The sequence below is a fragment of the Flavobacterium sp. AC105 genome (assembly GCF_979258495.1).
This window is the reverse complement of the sequence record NZ_OZ409860.1, coordinates 914,749-932,510: the sequence shown is the minus strand read 5'-3', so window position 1 is coordinate 932,510 and position 17,762 is coordinate 914,749. Positions and strand designations below refer to the sequence as shown.

Genomic DNA, 17,762 nt, shown 5'->3' with positions numbered 1-17,762 from the left:
AAAAAAGAAATGCTTTGAAAATCTCAGAAGAGATTGTGAAAAGTTTAACTACGTATATATTTTGTAAATTCTTAATCTACAACAACCTAAGATTTGCTTCTCATCAAAAAACCTTTAAAAATAAGCTTAAAAACTAAACAGATAACTTTTACGTAGATAATAAAACGTTAAATCATACTTAAAAAAAACTCAATTGTAAGGTACACGACATTTCAAAACAAACTCTCGTCGTACCTTTGAAATACAAAATAAAGCCACATGAAAACTACAAAAACAATAACTAAATTCTTCTGCCTTTGCTTTTTAATTCCGCTATTTATTTTTCAGGCGTGCGGACAAAACACAAAAAAACAGGACACAAAAACTATTATCATGGAAAATAAGATCAGCAAACCCGGAAATCCTTATTATTCGAATACAGATACCACAAAACTGAATGTGACGAATACCGAATGGAAAAAAGTACTTCCCGAAGATGTTTACGCCGTAATGCGCGAAGCTGATACCGAAAGACCTTTTACAGGGAAATACTGGAATACAGACGACAAAGGAACATATTATTGCGCTTCTTGCGGAAATCTTCTTTTTAGATCCGGAGCAAAATTTGCAAGCAGCTGCGGATGGCCTAGTTTTTTTGAACAAGACAATAAAAAAAGTGTTGTTTATAAAAGCGATAATTCGCTGGGAATGGAAAGAACAGAAGCCCTTTGCGGACGTTGCGGCGGACATTTAGGTCATTTATTTGACGACGGACCGCAACCAACCGGAAAACGCTATTGCATGAATTCGATCGCACTTGATTTTATCCCTGACTCTAAATAATTTATAAAATGAAAAATATAATTGCAATTTGCCTTTTTGCCTTATCCTTAAACGGATTTGCCCAAAACACTAAACCAAAAGCAGCATCAAATTTTGAAACAATCACACTTGGCGGAGGATGTTATTGGTGTGTTGAAGCTGTTTACGAAAATCTGGACGGCGTAAAATCTGTTGTTTCAGGATTTTCAGGAGGAACAGTCGCTAACCCAAGTTATGAAGATGTCTGCACCGGAACAACCGGCCACGCAGAAGTGGTTCAGATTACTTATGATAAAAACGTAACTGATATTAATGAAATTTTTAAGGTTTTCTTTACTGTGCATGACCCAACAACCTTAAACCGTCAAGGTGCCGATGTTGGAACTCAATATCGTTCGGTGATTTTCTACAAAAATGCTGAACAGAAAAAAGCGGCCGAAAGTATTATTGCAGAATTGAACAAAGCAAAAGTTTATAACAGCCCAATTGTCACAAAAGTAGAACCTTTTAAAGCATTCTATAAAGCCGAAGATTATCATCAGAATTATTATGCAAACAACAAAAATCAACCGTATTGCAAAATGGTAATTCAGCCCAAAATAGAAAAGTTTGAAAAAGTCTTCAAAGACAAACTCAAAAAGAAATAATTTTTTAATTCACCTGAGAAGCCGTTCATTTTATGAGCGGCTTTTTTTTTGCCACGAATTGCACTAATTTTCACAATTCAAATTAAACGGTTTGCAAAAAAATTAGTGAAAATTAGTGCAATTCGTGGCAAACTATTTTCAATCTATATTTTTTGTAATTTGCATCAATCAAAAAACCAAAACCAATCATCAAAAAACCAAAAAATGAAGCACTTATTCGTATTGTTTATTTTCTTAATCACTGTTAATCACGTTCATTCGCAGGAAAACCTTCCAACAGATTATCTTTCAAAAGAATTCCACAAAGGCCGCAGAGAAGCTTTTAGAAACCTCATGCCCGCCAATTCTGTAGCCGTGATTTTCTCCTATCCCGAAAGAGTTTTTTCAAAAGATATCAATTACAATTATCATCAAAATCCTGATCTGTATTACCTATCGGGTTACAAAGAACCTGATGCCGTTTTATTGATTTTTAAAGAAGCGCAAGGAACAGGCGAAACCTACAATGAAGTGCTTTTTGTGAGAGAAAGAAATGCTGCAAGAGAAATGTGGACCGGCAGACGTTTTGGAGTTGAAGGCGCGAAATCAAAACTAGGATTTTCGAATGTTTATAACGGAAAAGATTTTAAGGATTTCGCTATTGATTTTAAAAAATTCGATAAAATCATTTATGATAAAATTCCAACGGATATTGGCAGAGACAAAAGCGGTTTTGATCTGGCAGGTTTATTAGAGTCTTTTAAAACTAAAGCCGAAATTATTACAGAAAACGAAGCTTCATTAGAACTTTTCAGAACGATTACAAACACACTTCGTGAAATAAAAACTCCCGAAGAAATGGTTTTAATGCGTAAAACTGTTAAACTTTCCTGCGTTGCCCACAACGAAGTTATGAAAGCAGTTGGACCTGATATGAGCGAAAATGAAGCTGACGGAATTCACGCTTACATTCACAAAAGATATGGTGCCGAAGGCGAAGGATATCCGCCAATTGTAGGCGCCGGAGCAAACGGATGCATTTTGCATTATGGCGAAAACAACAGCACAAAAATCGACAATCAGTTATTATTGATGGATGTTGGCTCTGAATATCACGGTTATTCTGCCGATGTTACCAGAACAATTCCGGCAAACGGAAAATTTACCGAAGAACAAAAAGCCATTTATCAACTGGTTTATGACGCTCAGGAAGCTGTTTTTACTATTTGTAAAGAAGGAACTCCCCTTTCCGATTTAAACAATAAAGCCAAGGAAGTTTTAGCAAATGGCTTAATAAAATTAGGAATTATTACAGATCCTAAAGATGTAAAACTGTATTACCCGCACGGATGTTCGCATTTTCTTGGTCTTGACGTTCACGATAAAGGAAATTACAGCGGACCAACAAGTTTTCTAAAAGAAAACATGGTTATTACGGTTGAACCTGGAATTTATATTCCGGCAAACAGTAAATGCGATAAAAAATGGTGGAATATTGGTGTTCGTATCGAAGATGATATCGCTATCAAAAAAGATTCATACGAAAATCTATCTGTAGAATCTCCAAGAAAATGGGAGGATGTTGAAAAACTGGCAGCGCAAAAAAGCACTTTCAACGAAATGAAATTTCCTAAAATATAATTTATTTTCAAGCCACAGATTGTAAGGATTAAAATGTTTTTTTCGCCACGAATTTCACGAATCGCCACGAATTAATTAGTGCAAATTCGTGAAATTCGTGGCAAACTGACCTGGATTTTAAACCCTTTTTAATCTTATAATCTGTGGCTATAAAAAACCAAAACCTCGTTTCATCTAAAGCGAGGTTTTTTTTATGCAGTTTTAAGACAACCTTTCAAAACCTAGCCTGAATTTTCCCGTACTTTGTATTCCTAAAATATAAAAAATGAAAGCACTTACCTTCTCTACTTTTGGAGATTCAGATGTTTTAGAATATATAGAAATCCCGAATCCTCAATTAAAAAACGATGAAATTTTAGTCGAAATGAAAGCCATCGGATTAAATTTTGCCGATGTTTACAGACGAAAAGGAAACTATCATTTAAAAGGAAATCCGCCTTTTATAGCCGGTTATGAAGGTGCCGGAATTGTAGTTGACAACAATAATCATCCCGAATATAAAATTGGAGATCGTGTGGCTTTCGCCGATGTTCCTTTCGCGAACGCCGAATTGGTTGCCGTAAACATCAATCATGTTTTGCCACTTCCGGAAGCCATTTCTTTTGAAACTGCCGCTTCAATTTTACTACAAGGCTTGACCGCACATTATCTGGCAACCGATAGTCATAAAACCCAAAAAGGCGAAACCGTTTTAATTCATGCCGTTGCTGGCGGAGTTGGTCAGTTTCTAACGCAAATTAGCAAATTGTTAGGTGCGAATGTTATTGGTTTAACATCATCTTCAGAAAAAGCAAAAGTTGCCATCGAACAAGGCGCTGATCATGTTTTTCTATACAATGAAGATTGGAAATCAGAGATTTTTAAAACAATTCCAAAAGGCGTTGATGTCGTTTACGACAGTATCGGAAGTACTTTGACAGATAGTTTTGAAGTCACAAAAGAATGCGGGCAAGTCGTTTTCTTCGGAATGGCGGGCGGCGATCCAAAACCTATAGATCCAAGAATGTTAATGGATACTTCTAAAACTTTGACCGGAGGTGATTTATGGAGTTATTTAAATTCGAAAGAAGAAAGAATCAAAAGAGCCAATCAATTATTTAATTGGATTATCGAAGGAAAAGTAATGCTTTCAACACCAACATCTTTCAAATTATCCGAAGGTAAACTGGCGCATGATTATCTTGAAAGCCGGAAAAGTACCGGGAAAATAATTTTGATTCCTTAATTTTTCGCCACGAATTACACAAATTTTTACGAATTTTATTTTTGATTAAAAGTATTCATTTCGTTTGTCATCCTGAGTAGTGAGTTTCTAACATACACAAAGCTTAGTCTTTGCTAGAAACGAAGCAATCTTAACTTTTCTAAATCAATGTGTATTTTGTTAGAGCAGTTGCTAGTTCCTCAATTACAAACTATTACAAGATTAGTATTGGGATTGGAAAATAGAATTGATATCATTACCTAATTAAATAATGGCGACATACACCCAATTATGACCCAATGATAATTTTTCATATTTAAGAACATCATATAAAAAATATTTTTTTTGAGCGAAATAACTTATTTTTACCATGTGACATTCATTTAACATTATTCGCATGACAAAAATAGATCTAAGCGCATTAAACGACAAACAAAAAGATGCTGTTATAAGCGAAGAAAAACGTCTTTTGGTTCTTGCAGATGCTGGATCAGGAAAGACAAAAACTCTTCTACAAAAACTTATTTACCTAATTGAAGAAAAGGGCATTAGTCCTTCAAACATACTCGCAATTACTTTTACAAAAAATGCAGCGAATGAAATGATTGACAGATTGATCATTTCTGCCGATACAACTGGAGAATATGAAAAATTGCTTTTAGACAAAACAGTAAACAAGCCGGATAAAGACAAAGAACGTTATAATCGACAAAAAAAATACAAATGGATTGATGGTTTAACTGTTAAAACATTTCATTCTTTTTGTTATAGTATATTAAGGAATTATGGTGTTAACGAGTTTGATAATAAGTTTAGGATTATTGGTGATGAAAAGAGAGAAGAAGAAGATGAACTTTCAAAGCATGTTGCACCCGAAACTGTATTTGAGGTTGTACACAAACTGCTTATTGAACAATGTGAGGATACTAATTATTTATTAAAACTCAAAAGATATATTCTGGATTATCTTATAGATAAAATACATCTTCAAAAAAACGATCAAAAATTCATCTCAAAAGATGGAAAACATTTTACTACACTTGACGGAAACCGCGTTCGGTCAAAATCCGAGCAATTTATTGCAGATTGGTTTTACAGACATAGTATTAAATACGAATATGAGCCTACACTGAATGTAAAAGATTTTACATTTCATCCTGATTTTTACATTCCCGCCGCAAATCTTTATATAGAACATATCAGTGACAAAAGCTTTCCCACTAAAAATAAAGAAGAGCAATTTCAAAAGGGAAACTTATTGCTTGTAAAAACTTTTGACGGCATGACTCACGATTCTGCTTTATTTAATCATTCTCTTGATCAAATTGTAAAAAACCGACTGTCTCCAAATCATAATGAAAATGTGTCACTCAATTTTAGGGAAGAATTTCAAGGACACCACGAACAAGTAAAAGATTTTGTTTTGCAAATCATGCGAATAACCGACATGATTAAAGTTGAAAATATAAATATCGATTTTGTCTTAAAAAATGCACGAAATGACCAACATGAAAGAGTTCGTCATTTTTATGAACTGGCAATTCCGATAGTAAAAAAATACGTATCTTATTGTACAGATAAATCATATTTAGATTTTAATGACTTGATTTCACGTAGTACATCACTTTTTCAAAATCATGCAGATATTGCAAATAAATATAAAAGTAAATACGATTACATACTTGTTGATGAATTTCAGGATGTAAATAATTTACAAGTAGAATTGATTAAATTACTATTGACAGAAAAGACACAATTGTTTTGTGTTGGAGATGATTGGCAGAGTATATATGGTTTTCGAGGTTCAAATGTGAGTTATATAGTCGAATTTGAAAGTCATTTTACAAATGCGAGAACAATCAAACTCAATCTAAATTACAGAAGCACACAAAATATTGTTGGCGCTAGCAATGAAGTTATTAAACATAATAAATTTAAAGTCGACAAAGAAGTTCAGGCATCAAAAAAATCTGAACATAAGATTGTGGTTTATGCAGGTAACACTGAGGAAGAAAATATTAAATTCTGCTTTAATAAAGTACAAGAGATTTTGGCAGATGGTGTCCAAAATGATGAGATTTTGTTTCTTTATCGAAGAAGTAAAATGTATTACAACTACTTTTCCAAATTTAAAAATGCAGGCGTCAAAGTTCAGGCAAAAACGATCCACGCTTCTAAAGGACTTGAGGCAAAAATTGTATTTATTCTTGGTCTTACAGAAGGCAATGGTGGCTTTCCTGACATTTGGCTTGAAGACCGGATTTTTCAGGTAATAAAGAAAGCAAATCACGATTTATTATTAGAAGAAGAAAGAAGATTATTTTATGTTGCAATTACAAGAGCAAAAGACAAATTGTTTTTAATTACCGAGAAAGGTAATGAATCGAGTTTTTTAAAAGAAATTCCATCAGCATTTACTGTAAGAACAACAGATACATCTAATTCAATTGTTGAGAAAGTTATTATCTGTGAAAAATGCTACAGTCAACTAGAAAAGCTGCATGTTTATTGTCCATATTGTGGACAAAAAGTTATTGAAAAAAGCTCCCCGGAAGACTAAAAAAATGTTGTTTTTGACAAAACTCTACAACTGATTAACCTCAATCTTTGTCAATTCAGATAATTCTAAAATTCTGGCAACATCATTTTTATTTGCCACAAAAAACAAATAATTATCTCCTTGCGTATCATAAGTCATCAATTCAAGATCATGTTTCTCTAAAGCCAATTGAATGTAAGGGAACAAATCATGGCTATACGTTTCTTCGGGATATTCAAAATTGAGATCTTCGCCAATCATTTCTGAGATGAAATATTCAGCATCTTCAGGATCGAATTTCCAATCGCTGTTCCAGCAATTCACACTTTCAAAAAAGTTCCAATGCCCTTCTACTTTTGCATGATAGTCTTTTGTTTCTTTTTTAAAATCCTTAAAAAGCTTTTTCGATTGTTTCTGAAGTAATTTTTCATCCACATTTCCTTTGGAAACCAACTTAATAAATTCCTCAAAAGTTTCAATTGTAGCCTCTTCGGTTTCGATTAAATTTTCTGATGAAGGAAGTTCTACACTTTCAGGAATTTCAATATTTATATATTGACAAATGGCTTGCAGCACTTTTTCAAACTCTTTAAAACCTATTTCCTGAAGATCATTTTTGGGATCTTTTATATCAATATACTCCGTATTCAGAATTCCTTTTGTATAATCCAGAAAATAGTCATTGTTGTACAGAATCCTGAAATCATTGGTTTCTAAACTATTTGTACAGCAAAAGAAGATAATGAAATTATGAAAAATATGTTTTAGATCTTTTTTTATTCTCGCTGGCGGCTCAGAATAGAACTGAATATGCAAATAATCAAATTCCAGTCTTTCCTCAATTTGATCTTGAGAAATAGGTCCGATATTTATTTTTTTATAAAGTTCATTTAAAAGTTCATACGGATTTTTAAAACCATTTTTCTCCACTTCATTTCTGGCTTCGTCGTAATCAAATGAACCAGGAAAAGTAAATAAATTAGCCGAAACAATATTGTGAACGCCTTTCATTTTGAAATGAATGTGATCTTCTTCATTATATAAATACGAATAAATGGCATTTATGATATCAAAAGAAGCAATAGATTTCGCGTCATTATTTCGACCAAATAAATTAGAAAAGAAGTCTTTCATTCGCTTAAATTATTTCAAAGTTTCCGCAATCATCAAAGCGCATTTCTCGCCGTCAATGGCTGCAGAAATAATTCCACCCGCATAACCCGCTCCTTCTCCACACGGATACAAACCTTTAATTTGTAAATGCTCATAAGTGATAGGATCTCTCGGAATACGAACCGGCGATGAAGTTCTGCTTTCCGGAGCATGCAAAATGGCTTCGTTAGTTAAATATCCACGCATAGATTTTCCGAATTCAGTAAAACCTTCACGTAATATCTGCGATAAAAACCCTGGAAAAACTTGTCCCATTTCTACCGAAGTTGTTCCTGGAACATAAGACGTTTTTGGTATATCTGCAGAAACTTTATTCTGTGTAAAATCGACCATTCTTTGTGCCGGAACTTTTTGAGTTTCTCCAGCCAAATGCCACGCTTTTTGTTCGATACTTTTTTGGAATTCCATTCCGGCCAAAGCTCCAAATTTTGCAAAAGGTTTAAAATCTTCCAATTTTAATTCAATCACAATTCCTGAATTTGCTGTAACCTGATCACGCTTAGATGGCGACCAGCCATTTGTAACCACTTCGCCCGGACTTGTCGCACAAGGCGCAATTACGCCACCCGGACACATGCAGAATGAATACATTCCGCGGCCGTTAACTTGCTTCACTATAGAATATGGCGCCGGTGGTAAATGTTCACCACGATAATCGCAGCTGTATTGAATACTATCGATTAATTGCTGTGAATGCTCTGCACGAACTCCCAAAGCAAAAGGTTTGGCTTCGATAAAGATTTTCTTTTTATCTAATAATTCAAAAATATCTCTCGCCGAATGTCCGGTTGCCAATATTAATTTACTCGCCAGAATTTTGTCTCCGCTTTGAGTTACGATTCCTTCAACTTCATTATTTTTTACCAAAATATCAGTTACTTTGGTATCAAACAAAACCTGACCACCAAACTCGATGATTTTGTTTCGAATGTCTTCAATGATTTTAGGCAATTTATTCGTCCCAATATGCGGATGTGCTTCCACCAAAATATCTTCTGAAGCTCCAAAAGCTACCAAAAGCTCTAAAATTCTCGTAACATCGCCACGTTTTTTAGAACGTGTGTATAATTTTCCGTCAGAATACGTTCCTGCTCCGCCTTCTCCAAAGCAATAGTTCGAATCTTCGTTTACGATATGTTCTACGTTTATGGCTTTTAAATCACGTCGGCGTCCACGAACATCTTTTCCGCGTTCGATTACAATTGGCTTTAAGCCTAATTCTATTAATTGCAAAGCAGCAAAAAGTCCGGCTGGACCTGCGCCAACCACGATCACTTCCTGCGCCGAAGAAACATCTTTATATATAGGTAACTCTATTTTAGTTTCCTGAAAAGGTTCGCCTTTTAAATATATATTAACTTTCAAATTGATTTTTATCGCTTTTTGGCGCGCATCAATTGATCGTTTTAAAATTGTAATATGCTGAATTTCCGGTGGAGAAACCTTTATTTGTTTAGACAAATAGTCTTTAAGCAACAATTCATTTGCAGCTATATCGGGAGAAACTTGTAATAAAAGTTCTTTTGGCATGTTGTATATGTTCTGAAATCTTATGGAAATAATTTATAAATATCTTCTCGTTTTGCAAATCGGGCAAGTTCTATTACTTCACCATCGAAAAAAAAACCTAATCTATATTTCCCAATCCTAAGTCTATAGGCTTCAGTATTACCTTTCAGCTTTTTGACATTCGATAGAAGATTTAAATTTTCGGTTTCTTTTAGCAAAATGATAACTTCAAATAAATTATTCTTTAAAGTCTCATCATTAATTTTTAGTAAATCTTTAGAAAATTGTTTTAAATATTCAACTTTCATTTACCTAATATTTTGAATATCTCGTCTTCGCTGACTTTATCATTTCGGTCAACTTCCTGCATCAACATCATCAAACCCAGATCTTCCTTTTCTTCATTCGACAAATTTTTAAACTGATCTGTCTGCATGCTTTTCACGTACATTTGCACCGCATTTTCAATCAATCCTTTAACACTTGTTTTTTCAAATATTGAAATTACCTTCAGCTTAGTTAAAGTTTTTTCGTCGATATCTATTAATTTTCTCATTTGAAATAATTTTAAGCAAAAATATACCATATATACTATATATACAATTTAATTAAATAGTATTTACTAAACAGACTTTGTACCTTTGCCTCTCTCAACCTTTGCACCTTTTAAAAAAAATGTCTAGAAAAATAAAACTGATTTGGGATTTTCGCGGTCCGGCTTCGGCAAAAACTGCTGAACATCACGAAATTCATTTGAAAGAATATATCGCAATAGAAAAACTTCCGCTAAATATTACGGGTTTTAAAATCGTAAACGAAATGCAAGCCATTGCTTTTATGGTTGTCACTGATGAAAATATGATTCAGGTACGTGATGCTTTAAAGCCGCATCGGGGGGAGATCTATAGTGAACTGTAATTTAGTCGCAGTCTCAGTTTTTAGTCTCAGTAAAAAAACTGTAAACTAAAAACTGAGACTGTAAACTTTTCTTAATTAGCTACTTCACTAATAAACTTAATTCGCATTAAGCGTAATTCATCAATATCATAATCACCATCGAATTCTTTAAGAGCGTCTTCGATTTTATCTGATTCTGATTCCATGAAGTAATCGTGAATTTCTTCTTGCTGATCGTCGTCAAGCATGTCGTCAACCCAATATTTGATATTTAATTTGGTTCCGGCATAAACAATTTGTTCCATTTCTTTGATCAGAGCATCCATTGTAAGTCCTTTTGCAGAAGCAATATCACTTAATGGCAATTTTCTGTCAATGTTTTGAATGATATAAAGTTTATTTACAGAGTTTACTCCGGTAGATTTCACTACTAAATCATCTGGCCGAATAACATCATTATCTTCTACATAACGACTGATTAGGGCTACAAATTCTCCTCCGTATTTTTTTGCTTTTCCTTCACCTACACCATGAATATTAAACAATTCGGTTAAAGTCATTGGGTATTTTAAAGCCATATCCTCAAGAGAAGGATCCTGGAAAACTACGAACGGAGGAACGCTTAATTTTTTAGCAACTTTTTTACGCAGTTCACGCAGCATTCCCATTAAAACTTCATCTGCAGTTCCTGATGATTTTGATGCCGTTACGATTGCTTCATCTTCAGATTCATTATATTCATGATCTTCTGACATTAAAAATGATTCCGGATTTTTAATAAAATTCAAACCTTCTTTGGTGATTTTTACTACCCCGTAAGTTTCAATATCTTTTGATAAATAACCAGCAACTAAAACTTGTCTTAATAAAGCCATCCAGTATTTTTCGTCATGATCTGATCCTGACCCAAAAAAGGATTGTGTATCTGTTTTGTGCGCTTTAATTACGGCATTTATACGGCCAATTAAAGTAAACACGATTTCTTTTGATTTGTAAATATGTTTTGTATCGCGAACGATTTCAAGCAACTTAACGACTTGATCCTGAGCTTCAATTTTATTTTTAGGATTACGAACATTGTCGTCCATATCTGCTCCTTCTCCTGTTTCGCTGTCAAATTCTTCACCAAAATAATGCAATAAGAACTTTCTTCGTGACATTGAGGTTTCGGCGTAAGCCACAACTTCCTGCAATAAGGCAAAACCAATTTCCTGCTCAGCAACAGGTTTTCCGGACATGAATTTTTCTAGCTTTTCTACATCTTTATAAGAGTAATAAGCCAAACAATGTCCTTCGCCTCCATCACGTCCTGCACGACCGGTTTCCTGGTAATAACTTTCGAGTGATTTTGGAATATCGTGATGAATTACAAAACGAACGTCTGGTTTGTCAATTCCCATTCCGAATGCGATTGTTGCAACAACAACATCTACATCTTCCATCAAAAACATATCCTGATGTTTGGCTCGGGTTTTAGCATCTAAACCTGCGTGATACGGAACGGCACTAATTCCGTTAACTTGTAAAACTTCGGCAATAGACTCTACTTTTTTACGGCTTAAACAGTAAATAATTCCTGATTTGCCTTTATGTTGTTTGATAAATCGAATAATATCCGATTCTATGTTTTTTGTTTTAGTACGAACTTCGTAGTACAAGTTCGGTCTGTTGAACGATGCTTTAAAAGTATTTGCATCAGACATTTCAAGGTTTTTCAGGATATCTTCCTGAACTTTTGGAGTTGCAGTTGCGGTAAGCCCAATAATAGGAACTTTGCCTAATTGTTTAATTATATTTTTCAGGTTTCGGTATTCCGGCCTAAAATCATGTCCCCATTCTGAAATACAATGCGCTTCATCAATCGCGACAAACGAAATTGGAACGCTTTGCAAAAAAGCCACATATTCTTCTTTAGTCAAAGATTCCGGTGCAACATACAAAAGCTTGGTCAAACCAGATGAAATATCCTTTTTTACTTGCGCAATTTCTGTTTTGGTAAGAGAGGAATTTAAGACATGTGCAATTCCGTTTTCTGAAGAAAGGCTTCGAATGGCATCAACCTGATTTTTCATCAAAGCAATCAAAGGAGAAACAACAATAGCTGTCCCATCCTGAATTAAAGCGGGTAATTGATAACAAAGAGACTTTCCACCGCCTGTTGGCATAATTACGAAAGTATTCTTCATATCTAAAATACTCGTAATGACTTGCTCCTGCAAGCCCTTAAATTGGCTAAAGCCGAAATACTTCTTTAATTCCTTGTGTATTTCAATTTCGTTTGAATTCATTCTTTATATTAATGGTATTTTGTATAAATTTGCAACACATAAAGATACAACTTTCTTTTATACATACAAATTTTAAATATTCTGTTTTGATCACAAAAGAAAATATATTGGCGATCGCCAAAAAAACAATACTCTCTGAAAGTGAAGCGATTACAAAATTAATTGATTTTCTGGACGAAAATTTTTACGAAGCAACACAACGCATTTACGAAACCAAAGGCCGATTAATCGTTACAGGAATTGGAAAAAGCGCCATTATTGCTCAAAAAATGGTAGCCACTTTTAACTCAACCGGAACTCCGTCGATGTTCTTACATGCTTCAGAAGCCATTCACGGTGATTTGGGAATGATTCAAAAGGAAGACATCATCATTTGTATTTCGAAAAGCGGGAACAGTCCTGAGATAAAAGTATTAGTTCCGTTATTGAAACGTTTTGGAAACATTTTAATTGCAATTACCGGAAACATAACTTCTTCTTTAGCTAAAGGCTCTGATTATGTTTTAAATACTACCGTTGACATGGAAGCCTGCCCTATAAATCTAGCTCCAACAAACAGTACAACTGCACAACTTGTTATGGGCGATGCTCTTGCAGTTTGTTTGATGGAAATGCGTGATTTTAAACCAGAAGATTTTGCCGTATATCATCCAGGCGGTGCTTTAGGTAAAAAATTATTACTTCGCGTAAAAGACATGATTGAACACTCATTAAAACCAATGGTTGCACCTGATACTTCAGTCAAAAAGGTTATTTTTGAGATCTCTGAAAAACGATTGGGAGTTACAGCGGTAATCGAAGATGATAAAATAATTGGAATTATTACCGATGGAGACATCCGAAGAATGCTAAATGACGTAGATACTATTGCTGACTTAACTGCAAAAGATATTATGTCAAAAAATCCTAAAACAGTATCTTCGGAAACTATGGCGGTTGACGCCTTAAATATTTTAGAAGATTTTTCAATAACACAACTGATTGTCTCAGACAACGGCGAGTACAAAGGAGTATTACATTTACATGACATTTTAAAAGAAGGAATCGTATAATGGCAAAAAAAAACCTTGGCGAGATGTCATTTTTAGACCATCTTGAAGAATTAAGATGGTTACTGGTTAGAAGTACAATTGCAATTATGATAATGGCATTTGTTACTTATTTTATAAGTGATTATTTGTTTGATCAAATTATTTTAGGCCCCATAAGACCTACATTTTTTACTTACGTCTGGTTTTGTGACTTATCTCATCAATTGGGTTTTGCCGAAAGCATTTGTATTACCGAATTGAATTTCATTATTCAGAATACAGAAATGGAAGGACAGGTAAACATTTTTGTCTGGATGTGTCTTTTGGCCGGATTTATTTTAAGTTTCCCTTATATTTTATGGGAAATTTGGAAGTTTATCAGCCCAGCTTTATACGAGAAAGAACGTAAAAATGCTAAAGTATTTATCTTTACTTCTTCATTGCTTTTCTTTTTAGGAGTATTGTTTGGCTATTATATCGTAATTCCGATGTCGGTAAATTTCGTTGCGACTTTCTCTGTTAGTGATGTTGTAAAAAATCAATTTACGCTTGAATCCTATATGGGAATGGTGAAAACAAGTATTCTTGGAAGTGCCATATTTTTTGAATTACCAATCGTTATTTATTTCTTAACTAAATTAGGTTTGGTAACACCTTCTTTCTTAAGAAAATATTGGAAATATGCCGTTGTAATTATTTTAATTATAGCAGCAATCGTAACACCTCCGGATGTAGTAAGCCAAACTATTGTAGCAATACCAATGTTGCTTATTTACGAAGTGAGTATCCTGATTTCAAGGATTGTTTATAGAAATAAAATGAAAGAAAATGTCTGATATTATACAAGAATTTAACGACTATCGTTCTAAAATGAACGAAAAATTATTGGCTGACAATAATAAAATTGTAAAGCGAATTTTTAATCTTGACACTAATGCTTACGCGCCCGGAGCTCTTGATGTAAAAACAAAAGAACTTTTAGGATTAGTAGCATCTGCAGTTTTACGTTGTGATGATTGCGTAAAATATCACTTAGAAACGAGCCATAAAGAAGGTGTTACAAAAGAAGAAATGATGGAAGCAATGGGAATCGCAACGCTTGTTGGAGGAACAATTGTAATTCCGCATTTAAGAAGGGCTTACGAATTCTGGGAAGCTCTTGAAGAAGAAGCTTCTAATTAGAAAATGTGTCAATTAGATAATTAGATAATTACTTAAAAATCGTAATTATTTGATTTTGAAAATGCAATAATTTGTTAATTCATTTATCTGATTGATTATTTTACTTTTAATTTGTCTTTTCTAATAAATTTAAAAATTGAATTGGGTTAGTTTTTTAATTATCTCATTTTCAGATTATCTAATTATCTAATTAAAATAATGAAGCTAAGAGCCGATAATTTAATCAAAACCTATAAAGGTCGCAGCGTTGTAAAAGGAATTTCTGTTGAGGTAAATCAAGGGGAAATTGTTGGACTTTTGGGTCCAAATGGCGCCGGAAAAACGACTTCATTCTATATGATCGTAGGATTGGTAAAACCAAATCAAGGAAATATTTATCTTGATGATTTGAATATTACTGATTATCCGATGTACAAACGTGCACAGCAAGGAATTGGTTATTTAGCACAAGAAGCTTCTGTTTTTAGAAAATTAAGTATTGAAGATAATATTCTTAGCGTTTTGCAATTGACTAAACTTTCTAAAGAAGAGCAAATTGCAAAAATGGAAAGTTTGATTGAAGAATTTAGTTTAGAACATATTCGTACGAATCGTGGAGATTTACTTTCGGGAGGAGAACGCCGCCGAACTGAAATTGCACGCGCTTTGGCAACTGATCCAAAATTTATTTTATTGGATGAACCTTTCGCCGGAGTTGACCCTGTTGCGGTTGAGGATATTCAGAGAATTGTAGCACAATTGAAAAATAAAAATATCGGAATCTTAATCACCGATCACAACGTTCAGGAAACTCTTGCTATTACAGACAAAACATATTTAATGTTTGAAGGTGGAATTTTGAAAGCCGGAATTCCTGAAGAATTAGTTGAAGATGAAATGGTTCGCCGCGTTTATCTTGGACAAAACTTTGAACTTCGTAAAAAGAAACTTGAATTCTAAAAAGTTATATGCGAATGGTAAAAAGTAAAATGTAAATTACTTTTTACCATTTTTTTTACAAATTATATTTTTCATACTTCTCAAATGATTCCACAAAAACCTACTCAGGAAGATTATAACAATTGGCATAACGACCCTAATAACTGGCATTTGGGTATGTTTTATTATAACAAGAAAGATGTAAGAATGTTTGTCCCGAAGAGAATGAAATGGGCTGGCTTTACTGTAAACTTTGCAAATTCAAAAGCAATTTTAATTACCATTGCTTTTCTGTTTTTTATTTACACTCTGACACAAATAAAATAGTATTCAGTCTCAGTCAAAACTGCGACTGCGATTGAAAACTTAAATTCTACTCAACGGTTATAAACTGCAATTGTTCTAAATCTCCATTATAGATATTCACATCAACACGATGTTTTATTCCCGGCAAAGATGCTTTTTCTGTAAATTGCCAAAAAAGCCAGTCGTCTTCGATTTTTTCTCTGTAGAAATTATAATTGGCAATCCAGAATAAATATTCTCCAAATTCTTCTTTCAAAAAATCAGCATAATAACGTTCGCCTGTATAAATTATTGGCCTTACCTGATAATGGGCTTCAACTTTATTTAACCAGCGTTTTAAACCTTTTTTTAAACTATCCAAGGGTTGATTCTTAGGAAGTCTTTCAATATCTAAAACTGGAGGCAAATCTCCTTTTTGCAATTTAACGGTTTTAATAAATAGATTGGCCTGCTCAATAGAGTTTTCATTTGGACGATAATAATGATAGGCGCCCCGCATAATTTTATTTTCTTTGGCTCCAGCCCAATTTTTTGCAAATTGTTTGTCAACCCTGTCATTTCCGGCTGTTGCACGAACGAAAACAAATTGCACAGGATATTTTTCTTCTAAAATTTCAACTTCGTCCCAATCAACTTTCCCTTGAAATTCAGATACATCGATGCCAATTACTTTTCCTTTGTGATTTTCTAAAACCTGAATATTTCTAACATCAGATAAATGTTTATCAACCTCATCTTCATCTAAAACTTTACTTGATTTAAAACCAAGATAATAAGCCAATCCATCACGATAATGATAAATTGTGCCCAAGAAAAGCAATGCTAAAAAAGAATAAATAATGAAACGAATTACTCTGCTAAAAAAACCAGATTGAGGTTTTCGAGAATAAGAAGTTCGTCGTGTTGTTTTTCTTGCCATTCAAATAAAACTACTTTTTGAAAAACGTATTATTTACAACCGATAATAACACATAAAAAATGATTATTAACGGGATTGCGATATAGTGAAGCAATAAAACCATTAGTATTGAAACCAATAAAAATACTACCTGAAGTGCATTATCTTTTAAGTTAAATTTCTTAATTTTCAAAGAAAACAACGGAATTTCGGCGTTCAGAATATAAGCACTACACAAAGTAATTACCAATAAAACCCATTGATTGGTCAATATTTCAAGTATCATTAATGAATCTGAAAATTTAAGAACCAAAGGCAAACTCAGAATAAAAAGAGCATTTGCCGGAGTTGGTAAACCAATAAACGAATCGGTTTGGCGTGTATCAATATTAAAATTAGCCAATCGATAGCACGATCCTAAAGTGATGATAAATCCTAAAAACGGAATAGCCGGATTTGTGCCTAATTCATGCGCACTGTTTGTAAATAAACTATACATTACATAACCTGGCGCAACTCCGCTGGTTACCATATCTGCCAAAGAATCTAACTGAAGACCAAGCGGACTTGAAACTTTAAATAATCTGGCAAAAAAACCATCAAAAAAATCAAAAAAGATTCCCAAACAAACCATATAAAAAGCCATTTCGTAATTTGCTTCTGAAATAAAAACAACAGCAACGCAGCCACAAAAAAGATTAATTAATGTAATTAAATTCGGAATGTGCTTTTTAATATTCATGTTTTTC

The 17,762-nt window shown here is 33.6% G+C and carries 18 protein-coding genes; 11 read left to right on the top strand and 7 right to left on the bottom strand.

Annotation, left to right across the window (positions count from 1 at the left end; all coding sequences use genetic code 11):
* Window positions 1–258 precede the first annotated feature (258 nt).
* From msrB to ACZ0AH_RS04080, 5 genes are all read left to right on the top strand, one after another.
* Complete coding sequence (gene msrB / locus ACZ0AH_RS04100; RefSeq protein ID WP_463474584.1) at window positions 259–822, top strand: peptide-methionine (R)-S-oxide reductase MsrB; 564 nt, start codon at window positions 259–261, stop codon at window positions 820–822.
* An 8-nt stretch (window positions 823–830) separates the two neighbouring features.
* Window positions 831–1,448, top strand: a complete 618-nt coding sequence (gene msrA / locus ACZ0AH_RS04095; RefSeq protein WP_463474583.1) for a peptide-methionine (S)-S-oxide reductase MsrA — start codon at window positions 831–833, stop codon at window positions 1,446–1,448.
* Between the two features lie 204 nt (window positions 1,449–1,652).
* Entirely contained in the window at window positions 1,653–3,068 is a 1,416-nt protein-coding gene (locus ACZ0AH_RS04090) for an aminopeptidase P N-terminal domain-containing protein (RefSeq protein ID WP_463474582.1), read from the top strand.
* A gap of 265 nt (window positions 3,069–3,333) precedes the next feature.
* Complete coding sequence (locus tag ACZ0AH_RS04085; RefSeq protein WP_463474581.1) at window positions 3,334–4,293, top strand: quinone oxidoreductase family protein; 960 nt, start codon at window positions 3,334–3,336, stop codon at window positions 4,291–4,293.
* Between the two features lie 376 nt (window positions 4,294–4,669).
* The gene (locus tag ACZ0AH_RS04080) at window positions 4,670–6,832 is read left to right on the top strand and encodes a UvrD-helicase domain-containing protein (RefSeq protein WP_463474580.1); all 2,163 of its coding nucleotides are present in this window, start codon (window positions 4,670–4,672) and stop codon (window positions 6,830–6,832) included.
* Window positions 6,833–6,856: 24 nt separating this feature from the next.
* Here ACZ0AH_RS04080 and ACZ0AH_RS04075 read toward each other — a convergent pair whose 3' ends face one another.
* From ACZ0AH_RS04075 to ACZ0AH_RS04060, 4 genes are read right to left on the bottom strand one after another with little or no spacing between them, the layout of a single operon-like run.
* Window positions 6,857–7,945, bottom strand: a complete 1,089-nt coding sequence (locus ACZ0AH_RS04075) for a DUF6630 family protein (RefSeq protein WP_463474579.1) — start codon at window positions 7,943–7,945, stop codon at window positions 6,857–6,859.
* A 9-nt stretch (window positions 7,946–7,954) separates the two neighbouring features.
* Window positions 7,955–9,514: an NAD(P)/FAD-dependent oxidoreductase gene (locus ACZ0AH_RS04070; RefSeq protein ID WP_463474578.1), complete on the bottom strand. Its 1,560-nt coding sequence runs from the start codon at window positions 9,512–9,514 to the stop codon at window positions 7,955–7,957.
* A gap of 20 nt (window positions 9,515–9,534) precedes the next feature.
* Entirely contained in the window at window positions 9,535–9,801 is a 267-nt protein-coding gene (locus tag ACZ0AH_RS04065) for a type II toxin-antitoxin system RelE family toxin (protein ID WP_463474577.1), read from the bottom strand.
* Entirely contained in the window at window positions 9,798–10,049 is a 252-nt protein-coding gene (locus ACZ0AH_RS04060) for a hypothetical protein (RefSeq protein WP_463474576.1), read from the bottom strand. Before ACZ0AH_RS04060 ends, ACZ0AH_RS04065 begins: the two co-directional genes overlap by 4 nt.
* Before the next feature lie 119 nt (window positions 10,050–10,168).
* On the opposite strand from ACZ0AH_RS04060, the gene ACZ0AH_RS04055 reads away from it, so the two are divergent.
* Entirely contained in the window at window positions 10,169–10,411 is a 243-nt protein-coding gene (locus tag ACZ0AH_RS04055; RefSeq protein WP_463474575.1) for a hypothetical protein, read from the top strand.
* Window positions 10,412–10,482: 71 nt separating this feature from the next.
* On the opposite strand, the gene recQ is transcribed toward ACZ0AH_RS04055, so the two are convergent.
* Window positions 10,483–12,678 (bottom strand): DNA helicase RecQ, encoded by a 2,196-nt coding sequence (recQ, locus tag ACZ0AH_RS04050; protein ID WP_463474574.1) that lies wholly within the window; start codon window positions 12,676–12,678, stop codon window positions 10,483–10,485.
* 86 nt (window positions 12,679–12,764) lie between these two features.
* Here recQ and ACZ0AH_RS04045 point away from each other — a divergent pair, with 86 nt between their 5' ends.
* From ACZ0AH_RS04045 to ACZ0AH_RS04025, 5 genes are all read left to right on the top strand, one after another.
* Entirely contained in the window at window positions 12,765–13,730 is a 966-nt protein-coding gene (locus tag ACZ0AH_RS04045; protein WP_463474573.1) for a KpsF/GutQ family sugar-phosphate isomerase, read from the top strand.
* On the top strand, window positions 13,730–14,545 hold the full coding sequence (gene tatC, locus ACZ0AH_RS04040) for a twin-arginine translocase subunit TatC (RefSeq protein WP_463474572.1): 816 nt from the start codon (window positions 13,730–13,732) through the stop codon (window positions 14,543–14,545). The genes ACZ0AH_RS04045 and tatC overlap by 1 nt, the downstream gene beginning before the upstream one ends.
* Complete coding sequence (locus tag ACZ0AH_RS04035) at window positions 14,538–14,891, top strand: carboxymuconolactone decarboxylase family protein (protein WP_463474571.1); 354 nt, start codon at window positions 14,538–14,540, stop codon at window positions 14,889–14,891. The genes tatC and ACZ0AH_RS04035 overlap by 8 nt, the downstream gene beginning before the upstream one ends.
* A 198-nt stretch (window positions 14,892–15,089) precedes the next feature.
* Complete coding sequence (gene lptB, locus ACZ0AH_RS04030; protein ID WP_026982881.1) at window positions 15,090–15,830, top strand: LPS export ABC transporter ATP-binding protein; 741 nt, start codon at window positions 15,090–15,092, stop codon at window positions 15,828–15,830.
* Between the two features lie 84 nt (window positions 15,831–15,914).
* Window positions 15,915–16,136 (top strand): DUF5808 domain-containing protein, encoded by a 222-nt coding sequence (locus tag ACZ0AH_RS04025; protein WP_463474570.1) that lies wholly within the window; start codon window positions 15,915–15,917, stop codon window positions 16,134–16,136.
* Between the two features lie 46 nt (window positions 16,137–16,182).
* Here the strand turns inward: ACZ0AH_RS04025 and ACZ0AH_RS04020 are convergent, their stop codons facing one another.
* Together ACZ0AH_RS04020 and ACZ0AH_RS04015 are read right to left on the bottom strand one after the other, a co-directional pair.
* Window positions 16,183–17,034, bottom strand: coding sequence for a glycoside hydrolase family 25 protein (locus ACZ0AH_RS04020; protein WP_463474569.1), 852 nt, complete (start codon window positions 17,032–17,034; stop codon window positions 16,183–16,185).
* 10 nt (window positions 17,035–17,044) lie between these two features.
* Window positions 17,045–17,755 carry a CDP-alcohol phosphatidyltransferase family protein gene (locus ACZ0AH_RS04015; protein ID WP_463474568.1) on the bottom strand — a complete coding sequence of 237 codons (711 nt, stop codon included), beginning with the start codon at window positions 17,753–17,755 and terminating at the stop codon, window positions 17,045–17,047.
* Window positions 17,756–17,762 lie beyond the last annotated feature (7 nt).